The organism is Microcoleus sp. FACHB-672 (assembly GCF_014695725.1).
Taxonomy (GTDB): domain Bacteria; phylum Cyanobacteriota; class Cyanobacteriia; order Cyanobacteriales; family Oscillatoriaceae; genus FACHB-68.
This window is the reverse complement of sequence record NZ_JACJOU010000007.1, coordinates 50,546-69,064: the sequence shown is the minus strand read 5'-3', so window position 1 is coordinate 69,064 and position 18,519 is coordinate 50,546. Positions and strand designations below refer to the sequence as shown.

General features: G+C 43.7%; 21 protein-coding genes and 1 tRNA gene. 16 read left to right on the top strand and 6 right to left on the bottom strand.

Going from position 1 to position 18,519, the window contains the following annotated elements; genetic code table 11:
• Positions 1 to 5 precede the first annotated feature (5 nt).
• The 11 genes from H6F56_RS04010 to H6F56_RS26735 all read left to right on the top strand — a co-directional run bounded on the left by H6F56_RS04010 (position 6) and on the right by H6F56_RS26735 (position 10,153).
• Positions 6 to 1,088, top strand: a complete 1,083-nt coding sequence (locus H6F56_RS04010; RefSeq protein ID WP_190665562.1) for a hypothetical protein — start codon at positions 6 to 8, stop codon at positions 1,086 to 1,088.
• Between the two features lie 115 nt (positions 1,089 to 1,203).
• Positions 1,204 to 1,965 carry a hypothetical protein gene (locus tag H6F56_RS04005; protein WP_190665561.1) on the top strand — a complete coding sequence of 254 codons (762 nt, stop codon included), beginning with the start codon at positions 1,204 to 1,206 and terminating at the stop codon, positions 1,963 to 1,965.
• A 13-nt stretch (positions 1,966 to 1,978) separates the two neighbouring features.
• Positions 1,979 to 2,704: a sulfotransferase domain-containing protein gene (locus H6F56_RS04000; protein WP_190665560.1), complete on the top strand. Its 726-nt coding sequence runs from the start codon at positions 1,979 to 1,981 to the stop codon at positions 2,702 to 2,704.
• A gap of 19 nt (positions 2,705 to 2,723) precedes the next feature.
• A complete protein-coding gene (locus tag H6F56_RS03995) occupies positions 2,724 to 3,341 on the top strand; it encodes a class I SAM-dependent methyltransferase (RefSeq protein WP_190665559.1) in 618 nt (205 codons plus the stop codon).
• Between the two features lie 12 nt (positions 3,342 to 3,353).
• Complete coding sequence (locus tag H6F56_RS03990; RefSeq protein ID WP_190665558.1) at positions 3,354 to 4,193, top strand: glycosyltransferase; 840 nt, start codon at positions 3,354 to 3,356, stop codon at positions 4,191 to 4,193.
• A 31-nt stretch (positions 4,194 to 4,224) separates the two neighbouring features.
• On the top strand, positions 4,225 to 5,163 hold the full coding sequence (locus H6F56_RS03985) for a glycosyltransferase family 2 protein (protein ID WP_190665557.1): 939 nt from the start codon (positions 4,225 to 4,227) through the stop codon (positions 5,161 to 5,163).
• 21 nt (positions 5,164 to 5,184) lie between these two features.
• Positions 5,185 to 6,429, top strand: a complete 1,245-nt coding sequence (locus H6F56_RS03980; protein WP_190665556.1) for a glycosyltransferase — start codon at positions 5,185 to 5,187, stop codon at positions 6,427 to 6,429.
• An 11-nt stretch (positions 6,430 to 6,440) separates the two neighbouring features.
• Positions 6,441 to 7,130, top strand: a complete 690-nt coding sequence (locus tag H6F56_RS03975; RefSeq protein ID WP_190665555.1) for a cytidylyltransferase domain-containing protein — start codon at positions 6,441 to 6,443, stop codon at positions 7,128 to 7,130.
• 29 nt (positions 7,131 to 7,159) lie between these two features.
• On the top strand, positions 7,160 to 9,133 hold the full coding sequence (locus H6F56_RS03970; protein WP_190665554.1) for an N-acetylneuraminate synthase family protein: 1,974 nt from the start codon (positions 7,160 to 7,162) through the stop codon (positions 9,131 to 9,133).
• Positions 9,130 to 9,999: a DUF115 domain-containing protein gene (locus H6F56_RS03965; RefSeq protein WP_190665553.1), complete on the top strand. Its 870-nt coding sequence runs from the start codon at positions 9,130 to 9,132 to the stop codon at positions 9,997 to 9,999. The genes H6F56_RS03970 and H6F56_RS03965 overlap by 4 nt, the downstream gene beginning before the upstream one ends.
• Before the next feature lie 19 nt (positions 10,000 to 10,018).
• The gene (locus H6F56_RS26735; RefSeq protein ID WP_255513680.1) at positions 10,019 to 10,153 is read left to right on the top strand and encodes a hypothetical protein; all 135 of its coding nucleotides are present in this window, start codon (positions 10,019 to 10,021) and stop codon (positions 10,151 to 10,153) included.
• Between the two features lie 105 nt (positions 10,154 to 10,258).
• On the opposite strand, the gene H6F56_RS03960 is transcribed toward H6F56_RS26735, so the two are convergent.
• On the bottom strand, positions 10,259 to 10,816 hold the full coding sequence (locus H6F56_RS03960) for an SRPBCC family protein (RefSeq protein ID WP_190665552.1): 558 nt from the start codon (positions 10,814 to 10,816) through the stop codon (positions 10,259 to 10,261).
• A 242-nt stretch (positions 10,817 to 11,058) separates the two neighbouring features.
• Between H6F56_RS03960 and H6F56_RS03955 the strand changes: the two genes are divergently transcribed.
• Positions 11,059 to 11,259, top strand: a complete 201-nt coding sequence (locus tag H6F56_RS03955; RefSeq protein WP_190665551.1) for a hypothetical protein — start codon at positions 11,059 to 11,061, stop codon at positions 11,257 to 11,259.
• A 53-nt stretch (positions 11,260 to 11,312) separates the two neighbouring features.
• Here the strand turns inward: H6F56_RS03955 and H6F56_RS03950 are convergent, their stop codons facing one another.
• The gene (locus H6F56_RS03950) at positions 11,313 to 12,188 is read right to left on the bottom strand and encodes a YihY/virulence factor BrkB family protein (RefSeq protein ID WP_190665550.1); all 876 of its coding nucleotides are present in this window, start codon (positions 12,186 to 12,188) and stop codon (positions 11,313 to 11,315) included.
• A 138-nt stretch (positions 12,189 to 12,326) separates the two neighbouring features.
• Between H6F56_RS03950 and H6F56_RS03945 the strand changes: the two genes are divergently transcribed.
• On the top strand, positions 12,327 to 12,884 hold the full coding sequence (locus tag H6F56_RS03945) for a hypothetical protein (RefSeq protein WP_190665549.1): 558 nt from the start codon (positions 12,327 to 12,329) through the stop codon (positions 12,882 to 12,884).
• Here the strand turns inward: H6F56_RS03945 and thrC are convergent.
• On the bottom strand, positions 12,829 to 13,962 hold the full coding sequence (gene thrC / locus H6F56_RS03940; protein ID WP_190665548.1) for a threonine synthase: 1,134 nt from the start codon (positions 13,960 to 13,962) through the stop codon (positions 12,829 to 12,831). The two genes, H6F56_RS03945 and thrC, sit on opposite strands and share 56 nt — an antisense overlap.
• Positions 13,963 to 14,181: 219 nt before the next feature.
• Between thrC and H6F56_RS03935 the strand changes: the two genes are divergently transcribed.
• Together H6F56_RS03935 and H6F56_RS03930 are read left to right on the top strand one after the other, a co-directional pair.
• Entirely contained in the window at positions 14,182 to 14,448 is a 267-nt protein-coding gene (locus H6F56_RS03935; RefSeq protein ID WP_190665850.1) for a hypothetical protein, read from the top strand.
• A gap of 274 nt (positions 14,449 to 14,722) precedes the next feature.
• A tRNA-Met gene (locus tag H6F56_RS03930) sits at positions 14,723 to 14,799 on the top strand.
• Between the two features lie 236 nt (positions 14,800 to 15,035).
• On the opposite strand, the gene H6F56_RS03925 is transcribed toward H6F56_RS03930, so the two are convergent.
• Positions 15,036 to 15,425, bottom strand: a complete 390-nt coding sequence (locus H6F56_RS03925; protein ID WP_199312570.1) for a hypothetical protein — start codon at positions 15,423 to 15,425, stop codon at positions 15,036 to 15,038.
• A 503-nt stretch (positions 15,426 to 15,928) separates the two neighbouring features.
• Between H6F56_RS03925 and H6F56_RS03920 the strand changes: the two genes are divergently transcribed.
• Positions 15,929 to 17,404, top strand: a complete 1,476-nt coding sequence (locus tag H6F56_RS03920; protein ID WP_190665547.1) for a DUF697 domain-containing protein — start codon at positions 15,929 to 15,931, stop codon at positions 17,402 to 17,404.
• A 91-nt stretch (positions 17,405 to 17,495) separates the two neighbouring features.
• On the opposite strand, the gene H6F56_RS03915 is transcribed toward H6F56_RS03920, so the two are convergent.
• Together H6F56_RS03915 and H6F56_RS03910 are read right to left on the bottom strand one after the other, a co-directional pair.
• Positions 17,496 to 18,062 carry a DUF6896 domain-containing protein gene (locus H6F56_RS03915; protein ID WP_242031856.1) on the bottom strand — a complete coding sequence of 189 codons (567 nt, stop codon included), beginning with the start codon at positions 18,060 to 18,062 and terminating at the stop codon, positions 17,496 to 17,498.
• Positions 18,063 to 18,081: 19 nt separating this feature from the next.
• On the bottom strand, positions 18,082 to 18,504 hold the full coding sequence (locus H6F56_RS03910; protein ID WP_190665546.1) for a ParB N-terminal domain-containing protein: 423 nt from the start codon (positions 18,502 to 18,504) through the stop codon (positions 18,082 to 18,084).
• Positions 18,505 to 18,519 lie beyond the last annotated feature (15 nt).

The following is an 18,519-nucleotide window of genomic DNA, read 5'->3' as shown; positions in this document are numbered from 1 at the left end:
CGCTTGTGGTAGGGAAAATTTTGAAAAAAATAACAAGGTTCGCCGGTAAAACCTCAGATTTGTTACAAACCAAAAAATTACAATATCTCAACTGCTCATTACTTTCCGAATCTCAATTGAAAGAGCTTCGTGTATTTGCAACAACTGTAGTACGTGGCAGTGGCAGTCATGAAATGACTGGATTTCTCTTAGAGCTTGATTGGGAAAATAACCGAGTCAAAGAAAAAATTCCTATTCCTTTAGATAGTAGCCATCCCTTCTGGAATGCTCGTGGCGGTAATCGTGGCGGCAGAGGCGTGTTTGTTCATAACGGAATTTTATACGTTGCCACTGCCATGTCTATCCTAAAATTTGACAGTCAATTAAATCAAGTTGGCGAAATCGTACATCCTTACCTAGCCGGCTTGCACGAAATTTACATTAACTCCGAAGGAATTTGGATCACTTCAACAGTGCATGACTTAGTCTTAAAACTAGATTTCCAGGGTAATCTTATAGATGAATGGTGGGGCAGTGAAAGCAAGATACTTCAGCAGGAGTTTGGATTCTCAGGCCGGCAGCTAAATCTTAATCTAGATTTTCCCACAAATACGTTCACTGAAGATTACGCAAGATACTGCCAAGAAGAAAGGCTTCATCTTAATAGCATTGTCGCCCATGAAGGAGAAGTTTATATTTTAGCAAGTCGTCTTAAGGCTTTTATTAAAATTCGTCCGGAGCCTGAAAAAGTCATTTTCCAGGACAATTTACTTGCCTCCCCCCATAACAGTCTTGTAACTTTAGACAATCGCATCATTATTAATGACACAGGAAATCAAGGGATCCGAATTTATGAACTTTCGTCTGGAAAACGGAGCATGATATTGTCTACAGCAAAGGATGGAAAAAGAGGTCTTTCCGATCAATTTGCGAAAGCCGGTTGGCAACGGGGCCTAGCTCACGTTAAAGATTCTGTATACTTAGTGGGTACTTCCCCTGCTACTGTCTTTGAAGTAGATATTGATAAGGGGCTACTTGGCCAAATCTGCCAGATAGACACGGATATTAAGCATTGTATTCATGGTTTAACGATCACCTATGAATTTTAAAAACTCAAAATACAATACTGAAATTATTATGTTGTAAGGTAAACTTGCCGACCAATAAAGATTTTAAAAATGATTAAGTTTTATCTCCACCATCAGAAAGAGGATTTTATTGATAATGATTGTACAACTTAATAATAAAAGTTTATTTAAAATTACCCAAAAAATTAAACTTTTATTGTCTTTTTTACACAGCACAGTAATAAAATTGCCTAAAGAGCAAACGAGATATTTATCTGAGTTTATTGAACTTGGATTTCATGGCGATCTCTACTTAAAAGAAATAGCTTTCCATTGCCTTTGGCAAGCTAAACAATTTATTGAGACTGGAGCTAACGTTGGTTCAACGTTGCATTATGTATTGAAGCATTTTTCTAGATTGAAGGCTTATTCATGTGAACCAGATAAAGATGCCTATGAGTTTGCTTTATCGAAAGTGAAGGATTTTCCCCATGTTAACCTACTTAATCAGGTTTCTCCTGATATGCTCTATGAGATAGCTAAATCTGACAGCTCCATCCTAGAAAAAGATACTGTATTTTGGCTGGACGCACACGGATATGGTTATCAGTGGCCTCTGAAAGATGAAGTTGCTTTTATCACTCACAACTTTAAAAAGGGATATATCTTCATTGATGACTTTCAAGTTCCCGGACTGAACTGCTTTAAATGGGATGAATACGAAAATCAGATATGTTCATTTGAGTTCATCAAAACTTCAATTAACAAAAATCTCAGATTTTCTCTTTATTATCCCTCGTATACTGAGAAAACCTCTGAACATCACCCTCTAACTGGATGGTGCATGATTGAATTTGGGCACCCCAACTTTCAGTTACCCCCCGCCCTAGAAAGCAAAATTCACAAAGCTATAATTTAAGGAGTTATTGCCAATGAAAGTTAATCCTTTACATTTGATCAAAAGCTTATTGGTTGAAGCTAATACAGATAAAATCGGCTCTCTAGCCATTTATGACTCTAAAATTATCCAAAAATTCGTAGACAATCCAAATTTTCCGTTTCTGGTAAGCTTTCCCAGAACAGGTAGTCACTGGCTGCGGATGGTGATGGAACTTTATTTTGAAAAGCCATCCCTTGTGAGAGTATTTTATTACAAAGATTGTCAAGATTACCTAACGCTTCACACGCATGACATGAACCTGGATATTTACCGAAAAAATGTTATCTATCTTTACCGCGAGCCTGCGCCAACAGTTTACTCCCAGATGATGTATGAAAAAGAAGACACCAGGAATCTGGAAAGAGTGAAATATTGGAGTACCCTCTATGGCAAGCATCTGGCTAAGTGGTTAATTGAGGAAACGGAAACTGAGAAAAAAACTATTGTGCGGTACGAAAACTTGGTCAAAGACATGGCTGCTGAATTTTCCAAAGTGACAGAGCATTTTGAGATGCAAATAGATGTTGATAAGCTACAAAGATCAACAGAACAAGTTTCAAAACAGGAGGTTAAGAAAAAGACAACACATGATCCTCAAGTTATTAACAGAAGTGGGTCCTATGAAATTAGTCGTAAAGAGTTTTTGCAAAATAACTCAGAGTTAATTGGAGATTTAGTCTTAGAACAAAATCATCAACTTCAACAATATTTTATTTGAGTAGCCAAAGCAAGTGACCATGCTGAACATAATGCGAAAGCAGTTTCCTGGAAAATGGTTCTCAAAGATTGATGCCGAAGTTGAGGGTTGGTGTTCAAATGAGGTGGCTTCTTGTCTTTGGAAATTTGCGCTAAAAAATCCAACAATGGGTGCAATTGTTGAAATTGGTTCGGCATGGGGTAAGTCAACAATTGTTCTTGCAGAAGCCAGCCGTCGAGTGGAAGGTGGGAAAGTTTATGCTGTAGATCCCCATACAGGTGGCATCGGCTACCTCAAGCATCTGGGTGTAGATAAAATAGACTCTTTTCCTATTTTTCAGGAAAATCTTAAAAAGTTTAATGTCTCTGATATGGTTGTTCCTATTGTAGAGACTTCGGAGCAGGCAGCTCAACTATGGAATGCTTCGTTAAAAATTAGGATGCTATATATAGATGGGCTTCATACGGCAGAAGGAGTGGAGATAGATATTAACTCCTGGCTACCTTTTGTTGCCCCTGAAGGTCTCATTATAATCGATGATTATTTTGAACCCAGTCTGTCACTATATAAAGCTAAAATTGATGAATTGCTTAACCATGAAAAAGTAAAGCTGCCTTTCCACGAATGCTCTCGCCTTGTCTATACTTATAAAATTTAAGAGCTTGATTAAATGCAGGAACCCACCGCATTAAATTCTCCACCACCGGCAAGTCAGCAAAAAATTCAATTCACCGGCATCGCTGTCACATACAACGAAGCACGGCGGTTGCGAGACTGCCTGAATAGTCTGAGATTTTGCGAACAGCTAATTGTTGTGGATTTGGGTTCTACAGACGCATCAGTAGAAATTGCTCAGCAATGCGGAGCAGAAGTTGTCCACCATGAGAGAGTTCCGATAGTAGAACACATTCGAGAGAAAGCCGTAACTTATGCTAGAAACGATTGGGTTATTTTTTTAGATCCCGATGAAGTGTTACCGGCTAAGGTTGAAGATGAGCTGCGCTGGCTCATTACTCAACAACCAAATCTTGGATTAATCAACCTTCCTCGGCAATTCTACTTCAAAAATAACCCCCTCAACTTTACTATTTGGGGAAAAGAGCAGCTCAAGCAGGCTGTGCTTCACAAACACAGGAGCAAATTTAGCGTCTATGTGCATCAACCTGTACAAATAATAAATGGCTATATCAGCACTACTTTACCTCGGCAACCTAATTATTACCTTAAGCATTATTGGGTAGATTCCTATCGTCAAATGTTTGAGAAACACTGGCGTTATATTAAGCTTGAAGGAAAGTCAAGATATGAACGAGGTGAGCGATTTTATTGGCATAGTTGGTTTAAATCAATCGGTTCTGCACTTATACATAATCTCTTCACGTATAACGGGATTCGCGGGGGCTTGCTAGGAATTTTCTTAAGCTTCTTCTACGCTTGGTATGTGGCAATGAGCGTGCTTTCATTGCGCCAATATCAAAAAAGCAGAGAGAAAGAGATAGGATCAAATTGAATAAATACCTATTAAAACCCCAGAATTAGGAATGTGTGCGAGACGCTGTCCAACTCTCAGTGAACTTCCTCTACCCTCTGCCGGCAAAACCGGCTGGCCTTGGACACAAGAAAGTTCACAACTTCCTGATACAATGCCTGATGGCTCTCCTTGGCCACGAGTTAGTATTGTCACCCCAAGTTACAACCAAGGACAGTTTATTGAAGAGACTATCCGCTCAGTTTTACTTCAGGGCTATCCCAACATAGAATACATCATCATTGACGGTGGCAGCACCGATAACAGTTTAGAAATCATTCGCAAATACGAGCAGTGGATTTCTTACTGGGTTAGCGAACCAGATAGTGGTCAATCTCATGCCATTAATAAAGGATTTAATAAAGCGACGGGAGAAATTTTTGGGTGGCTTAATTCCGATGATTATTACCATCCAGGGGGATTAGCCACCCTCGTTCAACTGCGACAAAAACAACCTGATTGTGTTGCCTGGGTGGGTGCTAACCAGGAGATAGACATCACCGGCAAGCCTTTACGCAGCCTGACGCCGCGCGTGGGCAACAAAGCTCAGATCGGGGATTGGGGTACACAAGTGGAAGCCCACTTTCATCAACCGTCCTGTCTATTTTCTGCTAAACAATTTGCCGCAATTGGTGGAGTGAATGAACGGTTGGAATATGCTTTAGATGTTGAACTTTGGATGCGATTAGCTGAAACCGGCAACTTTGCCACCACCGGCGAAATCATTTCTTATCCTAGAATATACCCCGAAGCCAAAACATTTAGAGATCGACCGATGCAAGAAACTGAACTTATTTCTATCAACTTTAATTTGGGTCAACCGGAAGTCGCTCGGCGGCGGTTGGTGCGCTTTCAGGAAAAAGCTGTGGATATGATGACCTACTGCGATTTACTGATATATTTAGTAAAGCGCACTGTTTCCAGTGTATTACGCCGGCTTCATTATAAATAAATATTTCTCTGCAAAGCTGTGATGAAATCCCCAAAAAAAGATTGGGTAATAATTTACTCTGTTGTTGCACCTTATCCGCTCCAAAATGGTGCAGCAGTGCGCATTTGGGAGATGGCTCAGTGGCTTCGGAAATTTTATCATGTCGGTCTAGTTATGCCGGCTGCTAACGGCTCCGATTTAGCTCCATTAAAAAATGGCTTTGACGGCGTATGGATTGCTTATCCCCACGCCATTTCAGTGCGCCGCAACTTGCTAAGGAGAATTAGGTATGAAATCATTTCTATATCAGCCCGTTGCTCCCTATCATCTCGGTATGCAAAAGAATTAGCGGCATTTTCTCATAAAAATCCTCTGGGAAAAATTCATCCTCCGGCAATGCTACTACTGGATGAACTGTGTACAAAATTACGACCCATTGCAATCATTGCTGAATATGTCTTTTCAGCAGCAACTTCTACAATAGTGGCTCGTAAACATGGAGTCCTGTCAGTAATTGATACCATTGATGTACTCAGCCAGCGCCAGAAAAGCGAACGAGCGGCAGGGGTGCCTCAGCAACGAGGAAAATTTTCAGAAAAACATGAAATTGAACTGTTATCACTAGCCGATGCTTTGATTGCCATTCAACCAAATGAAGCAAAATTACTGGCCGATATGCTTCCAGGGAAACCGATTGTTATTGCAGAACATCCGGTTGTAGTAAATGAATATCCCTCAACAACTACAAATAATAGTTATATTCTTTTCGTTAGCTCACAAGCCAAACACAATATACACGCGTTGCGAATATTCCTAGAGCGCCAATGGCCGATTATACGCCAGACTGTACCTGAAACAGAATTCCATATCTGTGGCAATGTTTCCCATCATTTTTCCGAGGTGACTACACGGGAAAATGCTGTAGTTTTTCATGGATTTTGTCCAGATATCGCGTCCTACTACCAGAAGGCTACCATTGCGATCAATCCTGTAAACTATGGATCTGGGTTAAAAATTAAGTCTGTAGAAGCCCTCGCTTATGGAAAATGCTTGGTAAGCACTCCAATTGGTGCTGATGGTTTGGAAGAACACGCGGGACGAGCGTTTGTTTCTGTAGAAGTCGATCAAATGCACGAGGCTATTATCGAGTTGCTGCGCGATCCCCATCGGCGTCAAATGCTGGAAACAGAAGCCCTCAACTTGGCCAAACAACGCTTTTCACCAGAGGTCTGCTTCTACGACTTAACACAATTATTAGAAATAACCAGTCGAAATCAGCAAAATTAAGGTAAAGACGATTGAGTACACTTGCTATCATCCCCGCTCGCGGCGGTTCCAAAGGTGTCCCCCGCAAGAACCTGCGCCCCCTTGCCGGTAAACCCTTAGTCGCCCACTCTATTCTGGATGCCAAGGAAGCAAAGCTGGTAAACAGTGTCTACGTCTCAACGGATGACCCAGAAATTGCCGAAATTTCCAGACTGTATGGTGCAGAAGTCATTGATCGTCCAGCAGAACTTGCCGGGGACACTGCATCCTCTGAATCAGCCTTACTTCACGCTCTAACAGAACTTGAAAAAACCGGCATCTCTCCAGAGTTAGTTATTTTCCTGCAATGCACTTCCCCAATTAGGACAGGTGCCGACATCGATCAAGCGATTGAGCAGTTAATATTAGAGAATGCTGACTCGCTATTATCCGTCTCTCGCTCCCATAAATTTTTTTGGGAACAAGTCAACGGCCTTGCTCAGTCTATTAACTACGACTATCGCCAGCGCCCCCGCCGTCAAGATATGCTGCCACAATTTGTTGAGAACGGGTCGCTTTACATTTTTAAGCCTTGGGTGCTAAAGTCTCTAGGGAATCGGCTGGGCGGCCAAATTTCTCTATTTTCTATGAGTGAAGAGGCTAGCTGGGATATAGATTCAATGGTAGATTTTGAAATTGCGGAGTTCTTGCTCAGCAAGGTGGAAAAATTTCACTATCCCTAAAGCTCTAGTCACTCCCAAAGGACTTTCTGATGCGTGCTTATTTAGATGTGCCCAATTTTCCCAAGAAAAAATCGAGCCTAGCCTGTAATGGCATTGCTTCTCAAAGTATCCAGATTGATCAATTTACGATTGATGCTAAATCAGCCACCTTCATAATTGCTGAGATTGGCATCAATCACAATGGCAGCCTCATCTTAGCTAAGCAACTGATTGACAAAGCGGTGGAAGTTGGGGCGAATTGCGCGAAATTTCAGATGCGGCATTTGCCTTCTTTGTATCACAATGCCGGCAACAGTAATGATCCTAGTGAGGACATCGGTTCTCAGTACACTCTAGATTTGTTGGCGCGATTTCAACTTAGTTCTCAAGAGTTGTTTGCCGCCTTTGACTACTGCCGGCAACGAGATATTTTGCCCTTGTGCAGTGTGTGGGATTTGGAGAGTTTATTACAACTTGAACAGTACGGGATGCTGGCTTATAAAGTCGCCTCAGCAGATTTAACGAATCACGACTTGCTCACAGCTTTAGCAAAAACCGGCAAGCCTCTGCTGTGTTCTACCGGGATGTCTACTGAAGATGAGATTATTGAAGCAGTCGCTCTGCTAAAACGGCTAGGCGCAGTGTATATGCTGTTGCACTGCAATTCTACTTACCCTACCCCATTTAAGGATGTCAATCTTAATTATTTAGAGCGGTTGGAGGACATCGGTGAGTGCCTGATCGGGTATTCTGGCCATGACCGGGGCATTTACACAGCCATTGCCGCCGTAGCCAAAGGAGCAAAAGTTATCGAGAAACACTTCACACTCGATAAATCGATGGAAGGCAACGATCATAAAGTCAGCTTGTTGCCTAAAGAGTTTCAAGCGATGGTTCAAGGGATTCGTGAGGTTGAGCAAGCGTTGGGAACCGCCGCACCCCGCAGACTTTCCCAAGGGGAATTAATGAACCGAGCAACCTTAGCAAAAAGTTTGGTTATTAATTGCGATTTGGAACCGGGACAAGTCATCACAGCAGAGATGATTGTAGTCAAGAGTCCAGGAAAAGGTTTACAGCCCAATCGCAAATCAGATTTGATCGGTTTAAAGGCAAAAAGATCCTTGAAAGCTGGTGACTTTTTCTTTGCCGGTGACTTAGAACAAGAAACTGTTAAATCCCGCCATTACAAATTTAACCGGCCTTGGGGTCTGCCGGTTCGCTACCATGATTTTAAAACTATTTTAGCTAAATCTAACCCGGATTTGCTGGAGTTTCACTTGAGTTACCGGGACTTGGAGCAAGATATCCATCAATTTTTTAACCAAACTTATGATTTAGATTTGGTGGTTCACAGTCCTGAATTGTTTGCAGGCGATCATTTGTTAAATCTCTGCGCTCTAGATGAAAACTATCGGCAACATTCAGTCAGAGAGCTACAGAGAGTAATTGATGTAACGCGAACACTTAAGCCTTTTTTCAAAAAAGCCTCGCGTCCTTTAATTGTCGGAAATTTGGGGGGGTTTACAACAGACGCACCCATACCTGTCTCAGAGCGCCGCCAGTGGTATGATTTAATTGCTAAAAGCCTGTCAGAACTGGATACAAAGGGAGTAGAAATTATCCCTCAAACTCTGCCCCCCTTTCCTTGGTATTTTGGGGGTCAGCTCTATTTAAATTTGTTTGTAGAACCCGATGATACTGTTGAATTCTGCCGTGAGCATGGCTATCGCGTCTGTCTAGATATTTCCCATTCCAAATTGGCAAGTAACCATTACAATTGGTCATTTAATCAGTTTGTTGAACAAGTCGCACCTCACACAGCTCATTTTCATATTGCAGACGCTGCCGGTGTAGATGGAGAGGGTTTGCAAATCGGGGAAGGGGATATGGATTTTCCAGCTTTAGCCGAATTTCTAGAAAAAGCCTCACCGACAGCCTCATTTATCCCTGAAATTTGGCAAGGACATCATAATCAAGGGGAGGGTTTCTGGATAGCTTTAGAAAAGCTGGAAAAATGGTTATGAGTCCTAAAGAATTAGCCCGTCAGATTCTCCCTCCACTTTTATTCGGAGAATTGATGAATGCTTTGTATTTTCTTGAATTTCAAAAATACAGAAAATTAATTCAAAAAAATTCCCAGCTTAAGAATACAGAAACAGGGAGATGCTTCATCATTGGGAGTGGGCCATCAATAAAAAACATCGATTTAAGGCTGTTGGAAAATGAAAAAGTTATGGCACTGAATAATTTCTATGTCCACCCTCTTTACGAGTTTATCAAACCTCAATACTATGTAGTTGCACCACTTCACCAACCTCAGACAGATGAAGAATGGTTGGCCTGGTTCAAAGATATGGATGCAAACTTGTGCGCTAATACGATCCTTTTCCTTGGATTGTCTCACAGAGGGTTATTGAAGCAAAAAAATCCTTCAGCCTATGAAATCGTAAATCAGAATGATGAATTATTCAAAAAGATAGATGTTAATTATTATTTTAGTGGAGATTTCTGTAATAGAAGCCTTGATAAATTTATCGATTTAGAAACTCCGTTATTTACCAGTTTTACTTGTTCGTTAATGGCTATAGTAATTGCTTTATATTTGGGATTTAAACAAATATATCTTTTGGGCATGGATAGCAATCATTTTATGTTTGATCAAGAATCAGAAAGGAGATTTTATACTAACGGAATTCACCAAAAGAATGAAATTCAGAGAGTTTGGGGAGATCGGTATTATGTAGAATGCTTTAAAGCTATTTATGAAATTTTTAAGAAATACTACGATTTGAATAAAATTGCTGAAAAGAAGGGGATAAAAATAATAAACGCGACAGATAACACAGTTCTTAAAATTTTTGACTGTGTGGAATTTGAAAGTCTTTTTTAAAACGCTCTACGCTTAAGCTATGGGAGAGCGACTGGTACTCGTTAAGAAGCTTCGGCGCGCAGAATTCAACGACGGCGACACAATTTATGTGGATGTCGAAAATGAGCGCCTCGCCTTCAAGCGGCTGCCGGCAGAGTTGCTGACTGCTCAGTAAAGATAAATTCAACATCTAGCCTTGAGCTTTTAACGCAAAGGAAGACGCAGAGGAACACCGTCTTAACTTCTCTGTATCCTTTGCGTTAAACCCAGACAAAAAGGCTTACTGCTCGCACATCACTTTTCGCATTTGCCGCATATTCGCCGGCAAGTCAAGGTGCATTGCCTGTTGAATGAAAATAGAAGGCACTGGAATTGAGGGAGTTGCCTGCACAGAATAGGTAATTATCGTGCCGGTGTCGCAATCTTCTAACTTTAAATCTGCTGAAAAATCTACAAAATTTCCTTTCTCAAAGTAAAATTTAATTTGCCGATGAGAAATTTCTACAACCTTTAGGTATATTTCAGCTTGAATACTCAAAAATAAGAACGTTTTCCTGGCAACTTGATATAAACGCTTGCTGTTTTGATTCAATTCCAACACCTGAGAGTGAGTCAGATCGGGAAAAAATTGTACCCAGCGTGGATAATCAGTTAGCTGCTGCCAAGCTTTTGAGCGGGATAAAGATAAATACATTGAAGCAGTTACAGCACCACCCCAAGCAGTATGAGATTGAGTTGCGATCAAAATCTCACCGCGTAAGAGTGATGCTCGAGCAGCTGGATGCCAATCTGAAGCCATTGCTGAATCAAGATAGTCTGAAGGAGTCAGTGCAGTCATGAGGGCTACTTCCAAATGAAGCTATGCAATTAAGTCTGGAATGGTCATATCTTAGCTCTGAAAAGGAGTCCTGGCTGTAAGCTAACCGGGGTTCGTCAAAATTTAGCCAAATATCTATATAAAGACGTACATAAACCAACAAGGTTTATACAGTTTAAAATGTGGGTGACTTTTGTGAAATCGCTTCCAGCTTGTTATCGTTGGTGTGAATACTCACCCTGATCGTGTTAGGAGAAGTAACCATGAGCCGCTCTTTCAATTCTGGAACTGCAATTCTGCCATACATTTTTGGCATTGTCTTAGGGTTGACAGTCCTTGTATGGCTGCTGAGAGGCTTTGGAATTCTTACATTCATTCCCGGATCGATCCTTTGGATATTAATCTTACTTTCTATCGCCACCGGCATCATCAGCCGGCTACAAAGCCGCAGGGGAAGGTACTGAATTTTAAGTGTTCAGTACTCGGTGCTCAGTTGTTAGTCCCTATTTTCCTTCCCCTATTGAGGCCGGCGCATTGCCTCGCCAACTGTCACATTTAACTGAGCGCCAATCAGCATCACCAGCGAACTCAAGTACAGCCACAGCAACAAAACAATCACAGCACCGACAATCCCATAAGTTCGGTTATAGTCCCCAAAATGGGAAACATACAGCCGAAACAAACCAGATAAAATTGCCCAGAAGAGTGCCGCCAAAACAGCACCAGGCATAACCGGCGTTCCAACAGGCCACCGGCTTGGTCCATAGCGATAGATAAAGCCAAAGGCAACAGAAACAATTCCTAAAGCCACAGGCCACATAAACAGACGCCAAAGTCTCAGTAATCCATACTCCACGGTATTATCACCTTGGCTGGCAACCAATCGCACGATTAGGTCACTAATAAACACCAATGCTGAGGCGTTGATCAGGAGCAAAATCGTCCCAAGGGTGAGAGCCAGAGAAACCAGTTTAGCTAGCCAAAACGGTCGAGTTTGAGAGGGAGGAATTTGATAAATTTGATCAAGCGCTGCCATCGCCGCGCTCAGGGCACCCGAAAATGCCCAGAGCGAGGCAATAAAGCTTAAAGAAAACAGCCTTTGATTTCTCGTAATGCTAAGCTCTTGGATCAAGCTGCGAATCAGAATGCGAACGTCATCCGGGGCGAACTTAGCGACCTGACGCGCCAGCTCGTAAATCGTTGATTGCAAGGATTCAAACAGCCCTATTGCCGCTAAAAACGCCAGAATCGCCGGACAAATGGCTAACATCGCGTTATAGGCCATTTCCGCCGATAAGCCGGCTAACCGCCGTTCTCCCACGTGCTTGATAATCTCCCGCACTGTTGCCAAATTAAGGTGACGAAAGAACCGGAAAAAGCGAGTTGATAGCATTTTCGATTTAAGATTATTACTACTTATCACTCATTTGTCCTTCGTCATTCATTATTGGCATCCTTGAATAAGGACGCAAAGCCCACTCAGACAAAGAACAGACAAAGAACAATTTAAAATCTAAAATCTAAAATTGATATGACTCACGACGTCAAGCAGTGGTTGGATGAAATTAAAGCTCTGCAACAGCAATTGGCAGAGCGTGAAGCCGAACGAGAGGCCGCTCATACGAGTGCCGAACACTGGCGCGAACTTTACAACAAAGAAGCGCAGCAGCGTCGAACTGAGACGAAGCTAGCCCAACAAACGATTGAATCTCTTAAATCAAAAATCCAGCGTCTTCAGGAGGGTTTTCCCCACACCAAACCGGGCGGAGCCGGCACTGGGGATACCCTCGCTCAACAAATGGAACAATTGGCAGATGATCAAGCAAAAGCCAAACTCGTGGAGTTGTTGAGGGAGCGGGATCTGGTTCTTCAAGAAGTTGCGCGTTTGGCAGATGCGCTGAAAGTCGAGCAGGCTGCCCATGTTCAAACCCGCGAAAGTTTAACAACGGCTTTGGGGGATACGATGGACCGGCTTAAAGCCGCCCGCGCCGCCATCACCGGCACAGAAGCGCCGGCAGCGACGGCGGCTGAGGCTAAAAACCCATTACTGATGCTACCGCCGATAAACTCGGATCAATCCCCTGCTTAAACGCGTTGTTACAGTGATGGATGGCACTATCTGGGTCTTTAAGACCGTTGCCGGTAAGTACGCAAACCACTGTTGCGCCGGCAGGAACGCGATCTTTCACCTTCAGTAAGCCGGCGACGGATGCGGCACTTGCCGGTTCACAAAAAACACCTTCCTGGCTAGCCAGTAGGCGATAAGCCTCTAAAATTTCCTCGTCTGTGACGGCATTAAATTGCCCTTGGCTAGCTTCTCCCGTCGCGAGCGCCCGCTCCCAGTTGGCCGGGTTGCCGATTCGGATCGCTGTGGCCAAAGTTTCTGGATTGGTCACAGGTGCGCCGGTGACGATAGGGGCTGCACCGGCTGCTTGAAATCCCATCATTCGCGGTAAGCGACCGCATTTTCCTTCCTGATGGTACTGACAAAAACCCATCCAGTATGCTGTGATATTCCCCGCATTACCCACTGGAATGCACAGCCAGTCGGGGGCATCACCGAGAACGTCTACCACCTCAAATGCAGCGGTTTTCTGACCTTCCAGCCGGTAGGGATTGACCGAATTTACCAGCGTCACAGGATAGTGAGACGCCATATCCCGCACAATTTCCAGCGCTTGGTCAAAATTTCCCTTAATTGACAGAACTTCAGCCCCGTAGACCAACGCCTGCGCCAACTTACCCAGCGCCACATAACCTTCGGGAATCAAAACAAAGGCTCGCATTCCCCCCCGCCGTGCATAAGCTGCTGCTGCGGCTGAGGTGTTGCCGGTGCTGGCACAAATCACTGCCTGCGCCCCGGCTTCCTTGGCTTTGGAAATGGCCATTGTCATTCCCCGGTCTTTAAAGCTGCCGGTGGGGTTGAGACCATCATATTTCACAAAAACTCTCACCTCTTTACCAATCAGCTTGGCAATCGAGGGAACAGGGATAAGAGGGGTGTTGCCCTCTTGCAGGGTCACTATCGGCGTGGTATCTGTCACTGGCAGATAAGGCCGATAGGCTTTGATCAGACCGGGCCAGCCTTTAGCAGCGACCGGCTGGTCGCCCGTATGAAGGTTTGCCCCAGAGGCATGAGAATCAGCAGCAGACAGGCTCAGAGTCACGGTTTTTAGGGGTTCAGATGCAAACAAACTTAGTTTTAACCTTTAGTTTACCTCGATCCTCCAGAAAGCCTACGCCTTTGGTGAGACCGTGGTAAAAAATCTCAGTCAGTTGCGAAACTGACACAAGCAGAAAATTGACAAATTGGATGCAAATTAATTTATAGTTCAGGTTACAATACGTCATGGTGTGAGTAGGCAAAAATAACTAACCAATTACAGATGTCAAATTGTCCATCTACTTGTACTCAGTCCCCAGTGGCCGGCGATGCTCCGGTGTCGTCCCCCTTTAGAAATAAACCCATAGAATCGATGAAGTCTCCTTATCAAGCCGATCAGCAAGTGAAGTTCCTGCACCTCCAAGCAGAAATTGAAACCTTATTGTTACAACTGCAAACGATCAAACAACGCCAAGAACCGCAGCAACCAGTTTTAGCCGGCTTTATGGCAGGCGAGACGCTTCGGCAGCCGGCGGGGGTGGGCCGCTAAGCTGAATGGCCGGCAAATCCAACCGGGGCAGTCCAGCGAGATGGTTGTCCTAGTAGGCGCACTGCCATCATTTCAGCAGCAGTCAGTTTCTGGCTCGGATAATCGGCCCTTAAGGCTGAGGGTTAAGTGCTACTCTTTCATGACGCTGACAAGGCAACCCCTAAAGCGCAACAGTCAAAATCGCAGTTGTGCCGGCAGGTGTTCAAAATAGTTCTTCTTAAGGGGTTGCCAATTTGTTAGGTTGCGAGTTATATTAATAAAAGCGACAAAGCGACGCGGGATAGAGCAGTCTGGTAGCTCGTCGGGCTCATAACCCGAAGGTCAGTGGTTCAAATCCACTTCCCGCCACCAAATATAAACTTTAGAAGCCCTGTAATCATTTCTGATTGCAGGGCTTAGTTTTTAGCGCGATAGAAATTCCAGCGAATTTTGCTAATAAAAATAAGTAGATGCGTGTCAAAAGCTTTCCCGGCAGTCGTTTCAGCAATTGCCAGCCGGCCAGAGCTGGCAATCATTACCGGAAAGCCTTTGGGCGACTTGTGTGTGTTTGAGCGCTAGCGCTAACTATCATGAGCCTTATGGGACGTTTACCACAAAGCACGTACCGGTTGGTTGGGCGAACGGTCGAAGAACTCATAACTCTGTAGATCGCAAAGATTGACGCGATAGTCTTCCACCGTTTCACCATCAGCGAAGGTCCCTCTGATGTCGTAGATGCAGGTGCGGCGACCGTCGGCAATGCTCACTTGTGCAGATTCTCCCCGGTTGAGTACATCCACCCCTAAAATATCTCTTTCCCAGTTATTAACGCCGGTAGGAGAGGTGTAAAACTCTGTTAAAGGACTGCTTGCTCGGTTGATCAGCGTAAACGAGAGATTTTGATCTTGAGCTTGGGTGCTTTTGACACTCAGTGAAACTAATGGCGCAGCTAAAGCGGTAGCAGCCATGAAGGTACAGAAGGACTGATTGAACCTCATCGAATTCTCCTTAGAGAAGATTACCTGAGAACACTTATTATTGAATCGCACTACCTTGGCGGAAAGTCAATGGTTTGATGAACAATTTTTTAGAGAGACCTGTCGGGAAAGCCACGGAGAGCATTCGCTTTGCGCGGATGTTCGCGTCGCCTCACGTAACGGATCGTACATCTCGATCAAGATGGCTTGACCGACGTTATCTAACGGTTAATCAGGGATAATCAGCGCTCTAACCCTTTTCTATACTGTGCTTGCGGCAAAATTTATGGAACGATTCGGTTAGACGAGTTAACGTATCCTTCCGTAAAAAATTTTTCTTTGGGTGTTCATTGTGAGTGAATCAGTGAAAAAGTGATTGTGATTTCACCGGCACCGGGCAACCCTACGCGGCAGTGCCCCTAAAGGTAGAATGAGATCGAGTGAAGCGCGTGAAGTTGAAGCAAGGTTAGACTTTGTTTTAGCTTTTGCCGGCACGATCCCAAACAAAATCTTAAATTCTGTCTATGGCTGTCAACTTGCGGCGACCCATTTTAATTGGGGGCATTGGTCTTTCATTTTCCCTGTGGTTGTTAGAAAGTCTCCATCACTCAGTGGTGCAGGTGGGTGAGTGGACGGTTTTGGGGGTGATCGGAGCCGGCGCGGCGGCGTGGTGGCTTCAGCAAGGAACGCCCAAAATCAAACCGACTCCCACACTGGCGCTTCTAGACAGGCAAACGGTAGAAAAAGCCCTCGCAGAGGCAGAAGCCATGATTGGGCATCTGGAGGCAGAGACACAAAACCTCGATGCCAATTCTCAGGCGGCGATCAAGGGGGTGTGCCAGACACTGGGGGAACGAGGGAACCAGCTAAAAGCTGAGTTAGACCGGCAGGAAATTCGTCTTGCTGTCACAGGTGGGAAGGCAGCCGGTAAAACAACGCTGATCCAAGCGTTAAAGTCTGCCATGCCGCAACTCCAGCCAATCACCTTCACAGAGACACCGGCATTGTTTGCGGGGACGGATAGCGGAACCACTGCCCAGAAAAATGCCCTAGAATTGGCAATTGCCTCAGACTTGGTGCTGTTTGTGATCACCGGCGATTTAACGGAACCGGAATGTCAAACCCTGCAACAACTGGCATCAGCGGGTGTGCGAACTATTTTGCTGTGGAATAAGCAAGACCAATATTTGCCGGAAGAACGAGCAACCGTTTTGCAGCAGCAGCAATTCAGGATTAAAGAAATCCTAAATAGTGGAGATGTGATGGCGATTTCCGCTTCCCCTGTGCCGGTGAAAGTTCGCCAGCATCAACCAGACGGTTCAGTGAAAGAGTGGCAAGAGGTGCCGGCACCAGAGATTCATTCGCTCACGAGCCGGTTGAGCCAAATTCTGGTAGAGGATGCCCAAAAGCTGGTATTTGCAAGTACCCTGCGGGCAGCCGGTGCTTTGAAATTAGAAGCAAAAACGGCATTGAATCGCATAAGACGTGATCGCGCCATGCCGGCAATTGAGCAATATCAGTGGATTGCTGCGGCTGCCGCCTTTGCTAACCCTGTTCCCGCCCTCGATTTGCTAGCAACCGGCGCAATTGCCTCTCAGCTTGTTGTTGATCTTGGTGGCATTTACCAGCAAAAATTTTCCCTCCAGCAAGCCCAGGCAATTGCCACGACAATGGCGAGTTTTATGCTGAAGTTGGGGTTAGTTGAACTTTCCACAAAAACAATTAGCACCGTCCTCAAAAGTAATGCGATTACCTTTGTTGCCGGCGGTGCAATTCAAGGTGTCAGTGCTGCTTATCTGACGCGAATTGCAGGATTGAGTTTGATTGAATATTTTCAAGCGCAAGATGTTGCTGTGCCGGTTTCTGATGAGAAACCTTTGAATTTTGACAAGTTGGGGAAAACATTGCAAAATGTATTTCAGCAAAATCAGCAGGCTGCATTTTTGCAATCTTTTGTCAAGCAAGTGGCGAGCCGGTTGACTCCTCAAACTGCCGAGTGAGCATAGCAAAAATAGGATGAGCAGGGCAATTGCTCTACTCATCCTAGAAATAAGGTAATAGCTAGAACAGATAAAAGCTGTAGCTTGCTTCTTAGCTATTTAATAAATATAATTTTGGTCGTTCTAATGCCAACGTAATTAAACTATCTTTGAGTAAAGTATCCAGTAATTTCTCAGTACCATCTTCATCAAGAATATTAAAGACATCTAACTTATAAACAATATTTTCAACTTCAATTGAGTTAAAGTATTGCTCAAGTCGCCACGCATCAAATCCTTTTGGATATGCTGAGATTTCAGTATGGGCGTCCACAACTTTACCGGACTTCTGTCCAGTAAAGCAAATTCCTTTGCCATGTCTCTGAAACTTCCATTCTTCCCCCAAGGCATAGAAGTTTCCAGTTCGTGGAATATCTAGCATATATTCCCACTTATTTATATGAGAAAATTTTTGCTGGAAAGCAGAAATTAATTTTTTTTGAATTTCGACAAATTGTAAAATAATTTCAACTGACTTAGTGTGTTTAGTTTCGACCAATCGTAAACGAAATTCAATAGTTTTATGCTTTTCTAAATAAAAAGTTAGCGTCTGATTGTAAAACCGAGTAGGTATTCTTATAGTCGAGAGTTTAGCTATATGTTTGCTTAAATATTTCATAATATTGTTTTTTGCAGCGTTAAAATATAAGGTCTTGTTGTGCCTCGGCTACTTCGTCCAAAAGCTGCTGTTCTTGTAACGGCGATAGTTGTTGTCTTGTGATTGGTACATCTATTGCTAATTTGATAGCAGCAGCAACTCGATGATGCCCGTCTAAAATAATTAACCGACCGTCAACATTAGTAACTTCAATAGGGTATTCAGGGTTAAATCCTGTGGCGCGGATTTTCTTCTGAAGCATCTTAATTTTATTTGGTGTCATCTCGCTAGGTTTCTGTCTTGATAGTAGAGTTTTTGGATTAACGAATTCAACCTCTGATTGAGCTAACTCTGAGGCTGGTTGTTGGGTTAACTCTCCACTCTTTTCATCTGATGCTGTTTCCTCCTCAAGGGGATTAGAGATTTCAGAGGAATTCCCCTCTTGACTATTCTCGATAGACAATGACGATTCTTTCGT